Raw genomic sequence first — 13,062 nt, 5'->3', positions numbered from 1 at the left:
GATGCGTCTTGAATTGGAGCTGACTGAACGATCTAGACTTCCAGCAGCATCACGGTTTCCATATGGGCCGTGTGTACAAACATATCGGCCACCGCGACCTGTTTGATGCGATAACCGCCATGCACAAGGTGTGCCGTATCTCGCGCCAGGGTCGCCGGATCGCAGGAAATATACGCCACCCTTGGCCGCTGCTCGCCCGCGCGGCCAACTTACCGAGCGCCTGACAGACCGTTTCAGCGCCATTGCGCGGCGGGTCGAGAATCACTGCATCCGGGCGCAGCGTTTCAAGCAATTCAGCAACACTGCCCGCGTCGTTCAGATCCGCCTGCTGGCCGCTGACCGGCAACTGATGGTGACGGGCATTCGCTGCAATGCGTGCCACCATGGCAGAGTTACCTTCCACGGCGTGCACACTGGCACCCGACATGGCAACCGGTAAACTAAAGTTACCAATACCGGCAAACAAGTCCAGTATTTGTTCACTTTCAACCGGCGCCAGCCATTCGATTACCTGCGCCACCATGCGCTGGTTGACGTCTGCATTGACCTGAATAAAATCGCCCGCCGCAAACGACAACGCCAAAGCCCCCGTTGTCGGCAAGGTCAGGAGGTCTACCAGCGTCGGCTCCGCACCATGCCAGTGCATCTTTACGCCCCGAGTAGCAATTTTTCCCGCCCGACGAGCATGCCCAGCGCCAGTTGATGCTCTTCAGCAAAGGCCTGCCAACGCTGCTCATCGGCTGGCCGTGCGTTCAACTGGCGGACTATCACCACGCATTGCGCTGGCGTTGCCAGCAGTTCAATGTGGCCCACGTCTCTGGGAGCGTCCAGGCTGTTCAAAAGCGTTCGTAACGGCGCCAGCAGTGTTTGCAATGCGGGCACCAGCACATGGCAGTGTTCAACATCTACTAGGCGATGGCTACGCTGGGCACGAAACCCCATCAGCACATGGCCGTCGCGATCCACGTTGACGCCCAACCGGGCGCGCCGACGGTAGGCAGTTTGGTCAGTGGCCAGGCAGCCTGTTTCGCCCGTCCATTCAAGCCCCTGGCGCGCCAACAACTCAGCCACTACATGACGTTTGTGCTCGCGCTGGGCGGCAAGCGCCATATGCTGTAAATCACAGCCGCCACACTGCCCGAAATGGGCACAGGGCGGTGTCACCCGCTGGGATGATGGGTCATGAAGTTCACGCACATGGGCTTCGTCAAAACGTTTACGGGTGCAATGTATCGCGACGTCGACGCTTTCTCCCGGCAAAGCCTGATCCACAAACACGGCCTTGCCTGAAGGCCAGTGCGCTACGCCTCGGCCATCATGGGCGAGGCGTTCGATAATCAAGCGGCTGTCATCGCTTTCCACCTTGGCGGTGTGAGATTTTTCCTGGCGCGCCAGCCCCGACTTTCCCGATGCAGGCCTGGCGGGACGACGTTTACCGAGCATTGCCATTATAGCTCCGGCGCAAAGAGGCCAGTGGAAAGATAGCGGTCACCACGGTCACAAACAATAAAGGCGATCACCGCGTTTTCACTCTGCTCGGCAATGCGCAGGGCACCTGCCAGGCCGCCACCAGCAGACACACCGGCGAGAATGCCTTCTTCCCTGGCCAGGCGGCGCATGTGTTCTTCCGCTTCCTGCTGACTGATATCCAGAGTGATATCCACCCGTGGCGGTTCAAAAATACTCGGTAAATAGGCTTCTGGCCAGCGGCGGATACCCGGAATACTGGCCCCGTCCGCTGGTTGCAAACCGACAATCTGGATATTGGGGTTTTGCTCCTTGAGAAAGCGCGATACCCCCATGATGGTGCCGGTGGTGCCCATGGAGCTGACAAAATGCGTCACTTCGCCCCCGTCTGGCGCCATATTTCCGGGCCTGTAGTGCGATAATGGGCCAGAGGGTTATCCGGGTTCGCGAACTGATCCAAGCGCTTACCCTCGCCGCGGGAAATCATCGCATTAGCGATGTCCCGAGCTTCTTCCATTCCGCCTGACTGGGAGGCCGAAATCAGTTTGGCACCATAGGCAGCCATGGCCTGCTTGCGCTCGGCAGAGGCATTTTCCGGCATCACCAGCACCATCTTGTAACCTTTGAGGGCGGCTGCCATGGCCAGAGCGATTCCCGTATTGCCTGAGGTTGCCTCGATCAAGGTATCACCGGGCTGAATTTCTCCACGGGCTTCTGCTTCAACCAGCATGGACAGCGCCGGACGATCCTTGACAGAGCCTGCCGGGTTGTTGCCCTCAAGCTTGCCAAGTAGCGTATTGTTACGCCCCGCCGTGATACGCTTGAGGCGAACCAGTGGCGTATTGCCGACCACATCTTCTAGCGTGGGATAATCCATCATGCATTCCTTATCTTGACCGTTATGCGGCATTATATCGGTGCGAGCCTGGGCTGGACAGGTAACCACACTGAATTACTGAGCGCTTTTCATGTCTTTGAGCACCCGCCTTCTTGTTACATTAATGGGTATTCCATTAGTCGTTTACGCCGCTATGGCGTTGCTGTTTGTGGTTCACAATGATGACAAATCCTACCGCCTGCTGAACGAGCGCCTGTCAAACAGCAGTGAAGTAGCCGCTCCTTTGCTTTCCCAGGCGCTGGCTGATAGCGATGCGGCCACCCTTGATCAGGTGGCACGGCGTTTTTTCGAGCAGTTGGGGCTACGCTCGATGATCCTGTATGACAATCAGGGTAACCATCTGATTTCCCTGGGCCGCTCACCCTTATCAACCTCTCTTGACGCACCTGAAGAAGATTTCCGGCTAAATGATCAGGCGCCTATCTGGCAACTGACCAGAGCGTTGCCCGCGCTACAGGCAGACGACACATCTCCTGGCTGGATCAGCGCAGAAATGGATACCCGCATTCTGCGCCTTGAACAATATCGCTGGATTGCGATCTTCAGCCTGGGTGGCATGGTGCTGGGGCTTGGCCTGTTCCTGATTGCCTTCACCGTGAGCCGCTTTGTCGCCCATCCGCTGGAAGAAGCCAACCAGGCACTCTACCGACTTTCCCGGGGAGATTACCGTTTTGCACTGACCCCACCCGCCACTGCCGAACACCGTGAGCTGGCCGACAATATCAACACTCTGGCTGACAATATGCAAAGGGCCCAACAGGATATGCAGGCCCAGATTGAACAGGCGACCAGTGAACTGCAGGAATCGATGGAAACCATCGAAGAACAGAATATCAAACTTGATCTGGCCCATCGCAGTGCCCTGCGCGCCAATGCGGTGAAGTCAGAGTTCCTGGCCAACATGAGCCATGAAATCCGCACACCCTTGAACGGTATTATCGGCTTTTGCCGTTTGCTAGGGCGTTCAAGACTGGAAGAGCGCCAACAGGAATGGCTACAGCACGTGCATCGCGCCTGCGACAACCTCTTGATGCTGGTCAATGACGTCCTCGATTTTTCCAAGCTTGAAGCCAATCGGCTAACGCTTGAAAAAACCAATATTGACATGGTGAAGCTTGTTGAGGAAGTGATCGGCCTGCACGCACCGGAGGCACAGCGCAAACAGCTGCAGATTCTTGGCATGGTCTATGACGATGTACCTACACATCTTCAGGGCGATCCGCTGCGTATCCGTCAGGTGCTCAGCAATCTGGTCAGCAATGCCGTCAAGTTTACCCACCAGGGTGATGTGATTGTGCGGGTTATGCTGGATGATTCAGTGGATGCGTTACAGGATACCCACCGCGCCGTGCTGCGCATCAGCGTTACCGACACCGGTATCGGTTTGAGTGAAAACCAGCAGCAACAGCTGTTCAGAGCGTTCACCCAGGCCGAGCCCAGCCACAGCCGTGAGTTTGGTGGTAGCGGCCTGGGGTTGAATATTTGCCGCCAGCTGATTCAGCGCATGGGCGGCGATATCGAGGTGGAAAGCGCCCAGGGGCAAGGCGCCACTTTCTCGTTCACGCTGTCCATGCTGGCAAACAATGCCGAACCCCGCCCCCATGAACTCACTCTGGCAAGCCCTGCCATATACCTGCATGAAAGCCATACACCGACGCGCTTCATGCTGGAACACCTGATTCAGCGCTGGGGCGGTCAGGTCATGCCGATTACCGCTCTGGATCAATGCCGGCTACTGGTGGTGGGCGTCACCCTTGAAGACTGCCGCTCGCCCTATCACGCTAAGCTGCAGACCATTATTCAATCAGCCCCTTGCCCCACATTAATACTGGCCAACAGCCAGGATATTGATGCCAGTACCTTTCATATGCCCCAGGGCGGCCAGCTGTTATGCAAACCGGTTGGCCGCGATGCACTGGCAGATGCCATTCAACAACAGCTGTTCAACCAGGCCCCGATGACACCGCCGCCCGTTATCGAAAATAACGCTGCCCCTCAACAGCGCAGCGTGCTGGTCGTCGACGACAACACCTCCAATCGGGAATTGCTCCAGGCCATGCTTCAGCATGAAGCGATACAAGTGAGCACTGCTGATAGCGGGTCACATGCTCTGACGCTGGCCAGAGAGGCCGAACCAGCTTTTGATCTGATTCTGATGGATATTCGTATGCCGCATATGAACGGCGTTCAGACCCTGCAGGCCATTCGCCGTCTGGGCGGGCCCTGGATTTCCTGTCCGATCGTTGCGGTCACCGCTCATGCGCTGCATCAGGAGCGCCAACAGTGGCTGGATGCAGGTATGGAGGACGTATTAATCAAGCCAGTAAATGAGCGCCAGCTCGGCCAGCTGATTCAGCGTTTTCTGGGTATTAACCTTTACCCTGCTGCCGCTGCATTGCCAGAGACCTTACCTCGCCAGCGCAACACCCTGCCGATTGTAGATCTGGAACTGGGCGCTCAATTGATCAAAGGTAACGAAGAAGCGGCACGCCAACAGCTGCTGGCACTGATTGATACTCTGAACGATGCCCAGAGCAGCATTACTCAGGCATTGAAGGAGCAGGATGAGCAGGCGCTACTCGATGCCGTTCACTACCTGAATGGCAGCAGCCGCTATTGCGGTGCCCCTGAGCTGGCACTACTGGTTGAAACCCTGGAAACGCGAATTCGCACCGGCGGAATGCAGGATGCCAAGCCGTTGCTGAACGACCTTTACGCGTCGATTAAACGCCTGATTGACGAGCGTAAGCGTCTGGAAAACGTTCAAGAATAACAAACGCCAGCGCGTAGTCGGCTTCATCACTCAAGCTGACATGCATGGCGCTTACCTCGAGTTTTTGGGCATATGCCTTGGCATGGCCATCGAGCTGCAGGTAGGGTTTGCCGAGGTGATCGTTAAGCACCTGGATATCCCCCATTGAATGCCGTGACGCAGCCCGGAACCAAGCGCTTTGACAAACGCCTCCTTGGCGGCAAAGCGCTTGGCAAGATAACCGGCTGCTAGAGCTTGGCTGGCCAGCACCTGCTGCTCCTCCGGGCCGAGTATACGCTGGGCAAAGCGCTCGCCGTGGCGTGCCATGGCCTGCTCAAAGCGCCCCACCCGGGCGATATCAGAACCTATGCCAACAATCATTAATGCCCACAGCAGCTCTGGTGATCGTCATGGTCATGATCGTGCGCGTCCAGCGCCGCCATCAGGCCTGCTTCCTGGCCAGCAATAATCAATCGCTTCATCTCGACCACGGCCTCCTTGAGGCCCACAAACATTGCTCGGGCAATAATAGCATGGCCGATATTGAGCTCATTGATACCCGGAATGGCGGCAATGATTTCACAATTATGATAGTTGAGCCCGTGTCCGGCATTGACGACCAGTCCGGCCTCGTTAGCCATATGAGCTGCCTGGGTCAGGCGGTGGTACTCGGCTTCGGCGGCCTGGCTGCCAATCGGTGCCTCGGCAAAGGCGCCGGTATGCAGCTCAATGGTCGGCGCGCCCGCACGAACCGCCGCATCGATCTGGGCCTGCTCAAGGTCAATGAACAAGGATACGTCACAGCCTATCGCCGCCAGACGCTGGCAGGCAGCTTCAATAGCCGTAAACCCACCCACCACATCAAGGCCGCCTTCGGTGGTCAACTCCTCGCGCTTTTCGGGCACCAGACAGACGTGGGCGGGACGAACCTCTTCCGCCAGCGCCAGCATTTCTTCGGTCACCGCCATTTCCAGGTTCATACGGGTGTTAAGCACTTCGGCCAGCAGGCGTACGTCGCGCGGCTGGATATGGCGCCGGTCTTCGCGCAGATGAACGGTGATGCCGTCCGCTCCGGCCTCTTCAGCCAGCAAGGCTGCCTGAACCGGGTCTGGATAACGGGTGCCACGGGCTTGGCGCAGGGTGGCAATATGGTCGATGTTCACGCCGAGTAAAATACGGGGGGATGCATAACGCCTCCAGCTGGGAAAACTTGATAGCTTGGTAATAAAACGTGATGACAGGATCTTGATAATAAGCGATCAGTGAGTCGACCCCACGCCATCATGGTTGGGTCGGCGCCGCTGGGCAAGGTCCAGCATCAGACGGCGGGAACGCAGCTCCTGCGTGCCCAACAAGGGCGCCAGCGCTGCGCGCATGACCATTTTCAACGCCTGCGCCAGCGCTGGCTGATGCCAGTCACCCTGCTCAATGTGTCGCAGGGTGCGCCCTTCCAGGCCGCGCTCAGCAGGCGAAAACCCACGGCTTGCCGCATCAAACCGATAACGCTGGTGAGTATCCAGCACTTCTCCCTGAGGGGTAGTAAAGCGCGGCGTGGCATCCAGTGCTTCCAGCAGCGCCCATTCATAGCGGCGCAGTGCCAGGCCGCGCTCAGCGGGTAACGGCAGAGCCTCAAGCAGAGCCGTATAAAACGCAAAAACATCACTGCTGGGCAGTTCAAGCGGCAACAGTCGGGTGGCGATTTCATTGGCGTACAGCCCACACAGCAAGCCTTCTCCCACCAGCAATGCAGTATGCCCACGGGATTCCATCACCACCAGGGTTTTCAGCTCGCGCTCGCCCCGCCAGTTAACAAACAGCGGCGTAAACGGCTGTAAGCGCTGACGGGCTTTGGCACTGGGGCGCTGTACGCCCCGTGCAACGGCCCGTATCCGGCCATGATTGAGGGTGAGCAGATCCACCAGCGCACTGGTCTCGCGATAAGGGCGCCGGTGCAGCAAAAACGCCGGTTCGGGAGTCATGGGGCTATTAATCGAGATCGTAACCGAGGCTTTTCAGGGCGCGTTCATCGTCAGACCAACCGCGTTTTACCTTGACCCATAAATTCAGCATGACCTTGGTATCCAGCACCCGCTCAATATCCAGACGCGCCTCACGGCCAATATTCTTGATCCGGTCGCCGTTGTCGCCAATCAGAATCACCTTCTGGCCCTGGCGTTCCACCAGAATCAGGGCACTGATATGCGTCACCCGCTCGGTTTCGCGGAACTCTTCAATCTCGACCGTTACCTGATAGGGCAACTCAGCACCTAACTGACGCATGATTTTTTCGCGTACCAGCTCGGCGGCCATAAAGCGCATGCTTTTATCCGTGATCTGGTCTTCCGGGAAGAAGTGCACGCTTTCCGGCAGATGCTTGGCCACCTCTGCTTCCAGGGTATCTACCTGAGTGCCATGCTTGGCCGAAATCGGAATGATGGCCGCAAACTCACGCCGTGCGCCAACCTCTGAAAGCCAGGGCAGCAGTGACGCCTTATCCTGCAAGCGGTCGACCTTGTTGACCGCCAGGATAATAGGCGCTTCAACGTGTTCCAGGCGCTTGAGCACGGCCTGATCTTCATCACTCCAGCGGGTCCGGTCGATAATGAACACCACGCAATCCACATCGCGCAGGGCCTGGGTCGCCGCCTGGTTCATGAAATGGTTGATTGCCTTATTGCGATCCTTGGACATGATATGCATGCCCGGCGTATCCACGTAGACAAACTGGGTGTCACCGTCGGTCTTGATCCCCATGACCTGATGCCGCGTTGTCTGCGGGCGCCGTGAGGTAATCGACACCTTCTGGCCAAGGATACGATTCATCAACGTTGATTTACCCACGTTGGGGCGCCCAACGATGGCCACAAATCCACAGGTCTGGCTCATTGGGTATCTTCTCCGGACGGTTCCAGGAAACTTAGGGCTTTGGCAGCGGCTTGCTGTTCCGCGTGTCGGCGGCTGGGCCCTTTACCGACGGTATGTTGTTCAAGAAGGTCGATGTGGCACTCCACGGTAAATGTCTGGGCATGAGCTTCGCCCTTAACAGAAACTACCTCGTAACGCGGCAGCGCCGCCTGACGAGATTGCAGGAACTCCTGCAAACGGGTTTTCGGGTCTTTCTGGGTGTCTTGCAGGGAAATGTTATCCATTCGCTGGCTGTACCAGGCCATTACGCGTTCACGCACGGCATCCATGCCAGCATCCAGATAAATGGCACCAATTACGGCTTCCACGGCATCAGCGAGAATGGATTCACGGCGATGCCCGCCGCTTTTCATCTCACCCGACCCCAGTCGCAAGCACTCTCCAAACGCCATCTCGCGCGCCAGTTCGGCCAGCGTCTGGCCTTTGACCAGACGTGCCCTCAAGCGTGAAAGTTGACCTTCACGCGCCTGGGGAAAGCGTTCAAACAGCGCTTCGGCGATCACAAAATTGACAATCGAGTCACCCAGAAACTCCAGGCGCTCATTGTTGCGACCACCATAGCTGCGGTGTGTCATTGCCAGCTCCAACAGGCTACTGTCGTTAAACTCATGGCCTATTCGCCGACAAAAAGCGGTCAAGGAATTACTCACGGGACTCCTACGTCATTGACGGTTACCAAAGGGGGCACATCCAACATCCGTTTATTCAATGCGGCGTACCTCGCTGAAACTGGGAAGACCACCATCCCATTGCATCCATACGGCAAAGGCACGGCCAACAATATTCTCTTCCGGCACAAAGCCCCAGTAGCGGCTGTCGTTGGAATGGTCACGATTATCACCCATAGTGAAATAATGGCCTTCCGGAACTTCAACTTCACGCAGCTGCGGGCCAGGGTCACGAGGATTGTTGTATATCCGGTAACGCGCCTGGTCAAGCTCCTCTTCCAGCAGCAACTGCTGAGGCGAGGCATCCGGCCCTTCTTCCAGCAATTGCTTGGCTATTCTTTCACCATTGACATATAGCTGCTTGCCTTCATAGCGAATGGTATCCCCAGGGAGGCCTACCACCCGCTTGATGAAATTGACCGAGGGCTCATTAGGGAAGCGAAACACCATGACATCGCCACGTTCCGGGCTGTCCACTTCCAGAATCTGGGTATGGCTAACCGGTAAGCGCAACCCGTAGGCATACTTGTTCACCAGGATAAAGTCACCCACTTCCAGCGTCGGGCGCATGGAGCCTGATGGAATCTGAAACGGCTCGACGATAAAGCTGCGCACCACCAACACCACAAACAGCACAGGAAAGAAGGAACGTGCATAATCGACCAGCCAGGGCTCTTTGAGCAAGGCCTCACGGCTGGCGGCATCGAGTCCTTCTTCACTGGCAGCTTGTGCTGCCTCGGCGCGTTTACGGCGCTGGGGTCGAAAAACCAGGATGTCCAGCAGATAGATAGCGCCAGACAGCAGCACCGCGATAACCAGCAATAATGAAAAATCCATGGGGCTTTGTGATCCCTAATCGTTGACCTTGAGCACGGCCAGGAAAGCGTCTTGAGGGATTTCCACACGCCCTACCTGCTTCATGCGTTTTTTACCGGCTTTCTGCTTTTCCAGTAGTTTTTTCTTGCGCGACACATCCCCACCGTAGCATTTGGCTGTAACATTCTTGCGCAATGCCTTGACCGTTGAGCGTGCCACGACCTGCCCGCCAATCGCGGACTGAATCGCCACATCAAACATCTGACGGGGAATCAGTTCTTTCATCTTCTCGACCAGAATGCGGCCGCGAGACTGGGCGTGATCACGGTGAATGATTACCGCCAGTGCATCTACCTTATCGCCGTTGATCAAGACATCCAGGCGTACCAGCTTGGCCGCTTCAAAACGCTCAAAATTGTATTCAAGCGACGCATAGCCTTTGGAAATGGACTTGAGTCGATCAAAGAAATCCATGACCACTTCCGACATTGGCAACTCGTAGGTCAGCTGGATCTGATTACCCAGAAACTGCATGTCCAGCTGAGTGCCACGGCGCTGCTCGCACTCGGCGATCACATTGCCTACATAATCCTGCGGCACCAGAATGCTGGCGCGCACAATCGGTTCACGCATTTCCTCAACGTCAGCCAGGTCAGGCAGCTTGGACGGGTTGGAAACATACTGGATATCGCCATTCTTTAACGCCAGCTCATAGACCACCGTCGGCGCCGTGGTGAGCAAATCCAGGTCATACTCACGCTCCACCCGCTCCTGAACGATTTCCATATGCAGGGTGCCGAGAAAGCCTACGCGGAAACCAAACCCCAGCGCATCCGAGTTTTCCGGTTCATATTCCAGCGATGCATCGTTGAGTGACAGCTTTTCCAGCGCATCGCGGAAGTCTTCGTAATCATCAGCGCTGACCGGGAACATACCCGCGTAAACCTGCGGTTTGACTTTCAGAAACCCTGGCAGACGTTCAACATCCGGCGTCTTGGCGTGAGTGATGGTATCGCCCACTGGCGCACCGTGGATGTCCTTGATACCCGCGACCAGAAAACCGACTTCGCCTGCACGCAGAATATCCGTCTGTTTACGCAGCGGAGTAAAGATCCCCACTTCTGTCGCGCCCCAGTCGCGCCCGGTTGACTTGATACGGATCTTGTCGCCTTTACGCAAGGTGCCATCAAAAACCCGAACCAGCGATACGACGCCCAGATAATTATCAAACCAGGAATCAATAATCAGCGCTTGCAGGGGTGCCTCGCGGTTGCCCTTGGGTGGCGGAATGTCGCGCACCAGGCGCTCAAGGAGCTCATCAATACCAATACCGCTTTTGGCAGAAACCTGACAGGCATCAGTAGCGTCAATACCAATGATTTCCTCGATTTCCTGGGCAACGCGGTCCGGGTCTGCCTGGGGCAGGTCAATCTTGTTCAGCACCGGCAATACCTCAAGCCCCTGCTCAACGGCGGTGTAGCAGTTGGCCACGGACTGGGCTTCAACGCCCTGGGCCGCATCCCACCAGCAAGGCCCCTTCGCAGGCATACAGGGAGCGGGATACTTCATAGGAAAAGTCGACATGCCCAGGGGTGTCAATGAAGTTGAGCTGGTAGATCTCGCCGTCGGCTGCGTGGTAATCAAGGGTGACTGACTGCGCCTTGATGGTAATCCCCCGCTCACGCTCGATATCCATTGAATCAAGCACTTGCTCTTTCAGCTCGCGTTCACTCAGGCCACCACAGGTCTGTATCAAGCGGTCTGACAGGGTAGATTTGCCGTGATCAATATGAGCGATAATGGAGAAGTTGCGTATCTTACTGAGATCTTTAGAATTTTCTGTCATCATTTGCCGATAAATTCCGGTCTGTGTACGCAGCCATGCACAACGCTATGAGCATGCCATTGGGCGCTAGAAAATAAAATTGGGGTGCATTGTACACCGGCGAGGCGGGGCTGTCGTCATATCGCCGCTTCTATTGATACACAACAGCCCGGCATAAGCCGGGCTGTTGCATCGATTCAATGAAAGGTTGGCTGTGGCGTTATTCCATACGCAGCGCTACGAACAGTGAACGGCCATCGCGGAAAAGACGCAACGGAATCGCCCGGTCGTTAGGCAACTCTTCGACGATATCCCTAAGCTCTGAGGCCGAGGTCACATTGCGATAGTCGATACTGACCAGAATATCCCCGGCACGAATACCTGACTGAGCTGCAATGCTTTGCGGTTCAACCGCAGTGACTTCAACGCCCCCTGGGATATTCAGACGCTCGCGGGTTTCCGCATCCACTTCACTAACGCTGACACCCAGGCGCGCTTGGTTATCACGCTCGGCCAAACCGCTTTCATTCTCACTGTTAGGCCAGCTTCCCAAAGCAACTTCCTGAGTAATCTCACGGCCATCACGCAACAGCAAGAGCGTGACATCATCCCCGGAGACACCCGGCCGATCAAACGTGGCAGCACGCTGGAACGCTCGACCTCTTCACCGTTCACCTCAAGAATCACATCACCTGCCCGCAGACCACCTTCAGCGGCCGGACCTTCAGGATCGAGATCCGCTATCAGCGCACCGATGGCGTCATCCATGCCGAAAGATTCCGCCAGATCACGAGAGACCGGCTGGATCATCACCCCCAACCAACCACGATTTACGCGACCATCTTCACGCAGCTGATCGGCCACATCCATAGCAACATTGATCGGGATGGCAAACGAAACGCCCATGAAACCGCCACTACGGGTAAATATCTGGGAGTTGATACCGACGACTTCACCTTCCAAATTAAACAGTGGCCCGCCTGAGTTACCCGGATTAATAGCAACATCCGTCTGGATAAAGGGCACGTATACATCACGCGGCAGGGTGCGGTTGATAGCGCTGACAATACCGGCCGTCACAGAATAGTCAAAACCGAACGGCGAACCGATGGCAGCGACCCATTCACCCACCTTGAGATCATCGGAATCCCCTAGCTCAAGCGTAGGCAACTCATCGGCATCCACTTTCAGTAACGCCACATCAGTTTGGGGGTCGCTGCCAATCAGCTCGGCCGGCAGCTCCCGGCGATCGTTCAGGCGAACAAGAATCTCATCCGCTTCCTCAACCACATGGGCATTGGTAAGAACGTAGCCGTCGTCACTGATGACAAAGCCTGACCCTAGCGACTGACGCTCCTGACGCCGCCCAGGCGCACCATCGCTCGGCGGCATAGGAATACGGTCGCCGAAAAAGTGACGAAAAATTTCTGGAATGTCTTCATTGCTAAAACCATGAAACGAGGGAGAGCGACGACTTGGCAATATTCGGGTCGTGGAAATATTGACGACGCCTGGGGCGGCATCTTCAACAAGTTCGGTAAAATCGGGTAAGGAGTTGGCCTGAGCGGCAACGCTAAAGGTCATCATTACTGTCAAGCTCCACCCGAGCACAGCAGGGACAATCAAACGCTTCATGAATAGCTCCTGTATTTTTGTTAACAAGGCTTTTGCTAACAAGCCATATTGCAACATCAACGAATAGCGGAATTCT

Annotated in this window: 9 protein-coding genes and 4 pseudogenes; 1 reads left to right on the top strand and 12 read right to left on the bottom strand. The window is 56.2% G+C overall.

Annotation, left to right across the window (positions count from 1 at the left end; all coding sequences use genetic code 11):
• Nucleotides 1-32 precede the first annotated feature (32 nt).
• From HLB35_RS18145 to cysM, 4 genes and pseudogenes are all read right to left on the bottom strand, one after another.
• Nucleotides 33-125 (bottom strand): hypothetical protein, encoded by a 93-nt coding sequence (locus HLB35_RS18145; protein WP_328730892.1) that lies wholly within the window; start codon nucleotides 123-125, stop codon nucleotides 33-35.
• Nucleotides 126-265: 140 nt separating this feature from the next.
• Nucleotides 266-523: pseudogene (locus tag HLB35_RS18140) on the bottom strand (23S rRNA (uracil(1939)-C(5))-methyltransferase); the annotation flags it as partial.
• A gap of 125 nt (nucleotides 524-648) precedes the next feature.
• Complete coding sequence (locus HLB35_RS18135; protein WP_328730890.1) at nucleotides 649-1,449, bottom strand: TRAM domain-containing protein; 801 nt, start codon at nucleotides 1,447-1,449, stop codon at nucleotides 649-651.
• Nucleotides 1,449-2,344: pseudogene (gene cysM / locus HLB35_RS03080) on the bottom strand (cysteine synthase CysM). Before cysM ends, HLB35_RS18135 begins: the two are co-directional and overlap by 1 nt.
• A gap of 91 nt (nucleotides 2,345-2,435) precedes the next feature.
• Here cysM and HLB35_RS03075 point away from each other — a divergent pair.
• The gene (locus HLB35_RS03075; protein WP_171701436.1) at nucleotides 2,436-5,138 is read left to right on the top strand and encodes an ATP-binding protein; all 2,703 of its coding nucleotides are present in this window, start codon (nucleotides 2,436-2,438) and stop codon (nucleotides 5,136-5,138) included.
• A 51-nt stretch (nucleotides 5,139-5,189) separates the two neighbouring features.
• Here the strand turns inward: HLB35_RS03075 and acpS are convergent, their stop codons facing one another.
• The 8 genes and pseudogenes from acpS to HLB35_RS03035 all read right to left on the bottom strand — a co-directional run bounded on the left by acpS (nucleotide 5,190) and on the right by HLB35_RS03035 (nucleotide 12,986).
• Complete coding sequence (gene acpS, locus HLB35_RS03070; RefSeq protein WP_328730888.1) at nucleotides 5,190-5,498, bottom strand: holo-ACP synthase; 309 nt, start codon at nucleotides 5,496-5,498, stop codon at nucleotides 5,190-5,192.
• Entirely contained in the window at nucleotides 5,498-6,343 is an 846-nt protein-coding gene (gene pdxJ / locus HLB35_RS03065) for a pyridoxine 5'-phosphate synthase (RefSeq protein WP_171701598.1), read from the bottom strand. The genes acpS and pdxJ overlap by 1 nt, the downstream gene beginning before the upstream one ends.
• 33 nt (nucleotides 6,344-6,376) lie before the next feature.
• Complete coding sequence (gene recO, locus HLB35_RS03060) at nucleotides 6,377-7,096, bottom strand: DNA repair protein RecO (RefSeq protein ID WP_171701435.1); 720 nt, start codon at nucleotides 7,094-7,096, stop codon at nucleotides 6,377-6,379.
• A 7-nt stretch (nucleotides 7,097-7,103) separates the two neighbouring features.
• Nucleotides 7,104-8,003, bottom strand: a complete 900-nt coding sequence (gene era, locus HLB35_RS03055; protein ID WP_171701434.1) for a GTPase Era — start codon at nucleotides 8,001-8,003, stop codon at nucleotides 7,104-7,106.
• Nucleotides 8,000-8,692 carry a ribonuclease III gene (rnc, locus tag HLB35_RS03050; protein WP_171701433.1) on the bottom strand — a complete coding sequence of 231 codons (693 nt, stop codon included), beginning with the start codon at nucleotides 8,690-8,692 and terminating at the stop codon, nucleotides 8,000-8,002. The genes era and rnc overlap by 4 nt, the downstream gene beginning before the upstream one ends.
• A 51-nt stretch (nucleotides 8,693-8,743) precedes the next feature.
• A complete protein-coding gene (lepB, locus tag HLB35_RS03045; RefSeq protein WP_171701432.1) occupies nucleotides 8,744-9,547 on the bottom strand; it encodes a signal peptidase I in 804 nt (267 codons plus the stop codon).
• Nucleotides 9,548-9,562: 15 nt separating this feature from the next.
• Nucleotides 9,563-11,375: pseudogene (gene lepA / locus HLB35_RS03040) on the bottom strand (translation elongation factor 4).
• Nucleotides 11,376-11,571: 196 nt separating this feature from the next.
• Nucleotides 11,572-12,986: pseudogene (locus tag HLB35_RS03035) on the bottom strand (DegQ family serine endoprotease).
• Between the last annotated feature and the right edge of the window lie 76 nt (nucleotides 12,987-13,062).

Source organism: Vreelandella azerica, from assembly GCF_013112225.1.
Classification (GTDB): domain Bacteria; phylum Pseudomonadota; class Gammaproteobacteria; order Pseudomonadales; family Halomonadaceae; genus Vreelandella; species Vreelandella azerica.
This window is presented reverse-complemented; position numbering and strand designations above follow the sequence as displayed.

Bases quoted from the DNA above. Each gene is read 5' to 3' on its own strand.
- HLB35_RS18135 (WP_328730890.1), bottom strand. From the start codon at position 1,449: ATGGCAATGCTCGGTAAACGTCGTCCCGCCAGGCCTGCATCGGGAAAG.
- HLB35_RS03075 (WP_171701436.1), top strand. From the start codon at position 2,436: ATGTCTTTGAGCACCCGCCTTCTTGTTACATTAATGGGTATTCCATTA.
- acpS (WP_328730888.1), bottom strand. From the start codon at position 5,498: ATGATTGTTGGCATAGGTTCTGATATCGCCCGGGTGGGGCGCTTTGAG.
- recO (WP_171701435.1), bottom strand. From the start codon at position 7,096: ATGACTCCCGAACCGGCGTTTTTGCTGCACCGGCGCCCTTATCGCGAG.
- era (WP_171701434.1), bottom strand. From the start codon at position 8,003: ATGAGCCAGACCTGTGGATTTGTGGCCATCGTTGGGCGCCCCAACGTG.
- lepB (WP_171701432.1), bottom strand. From the start codon at position 9,547: ATGGATTTTTCATTATTGCTGGTTATCGCGGTGCTGCTGTCTGGCGCT.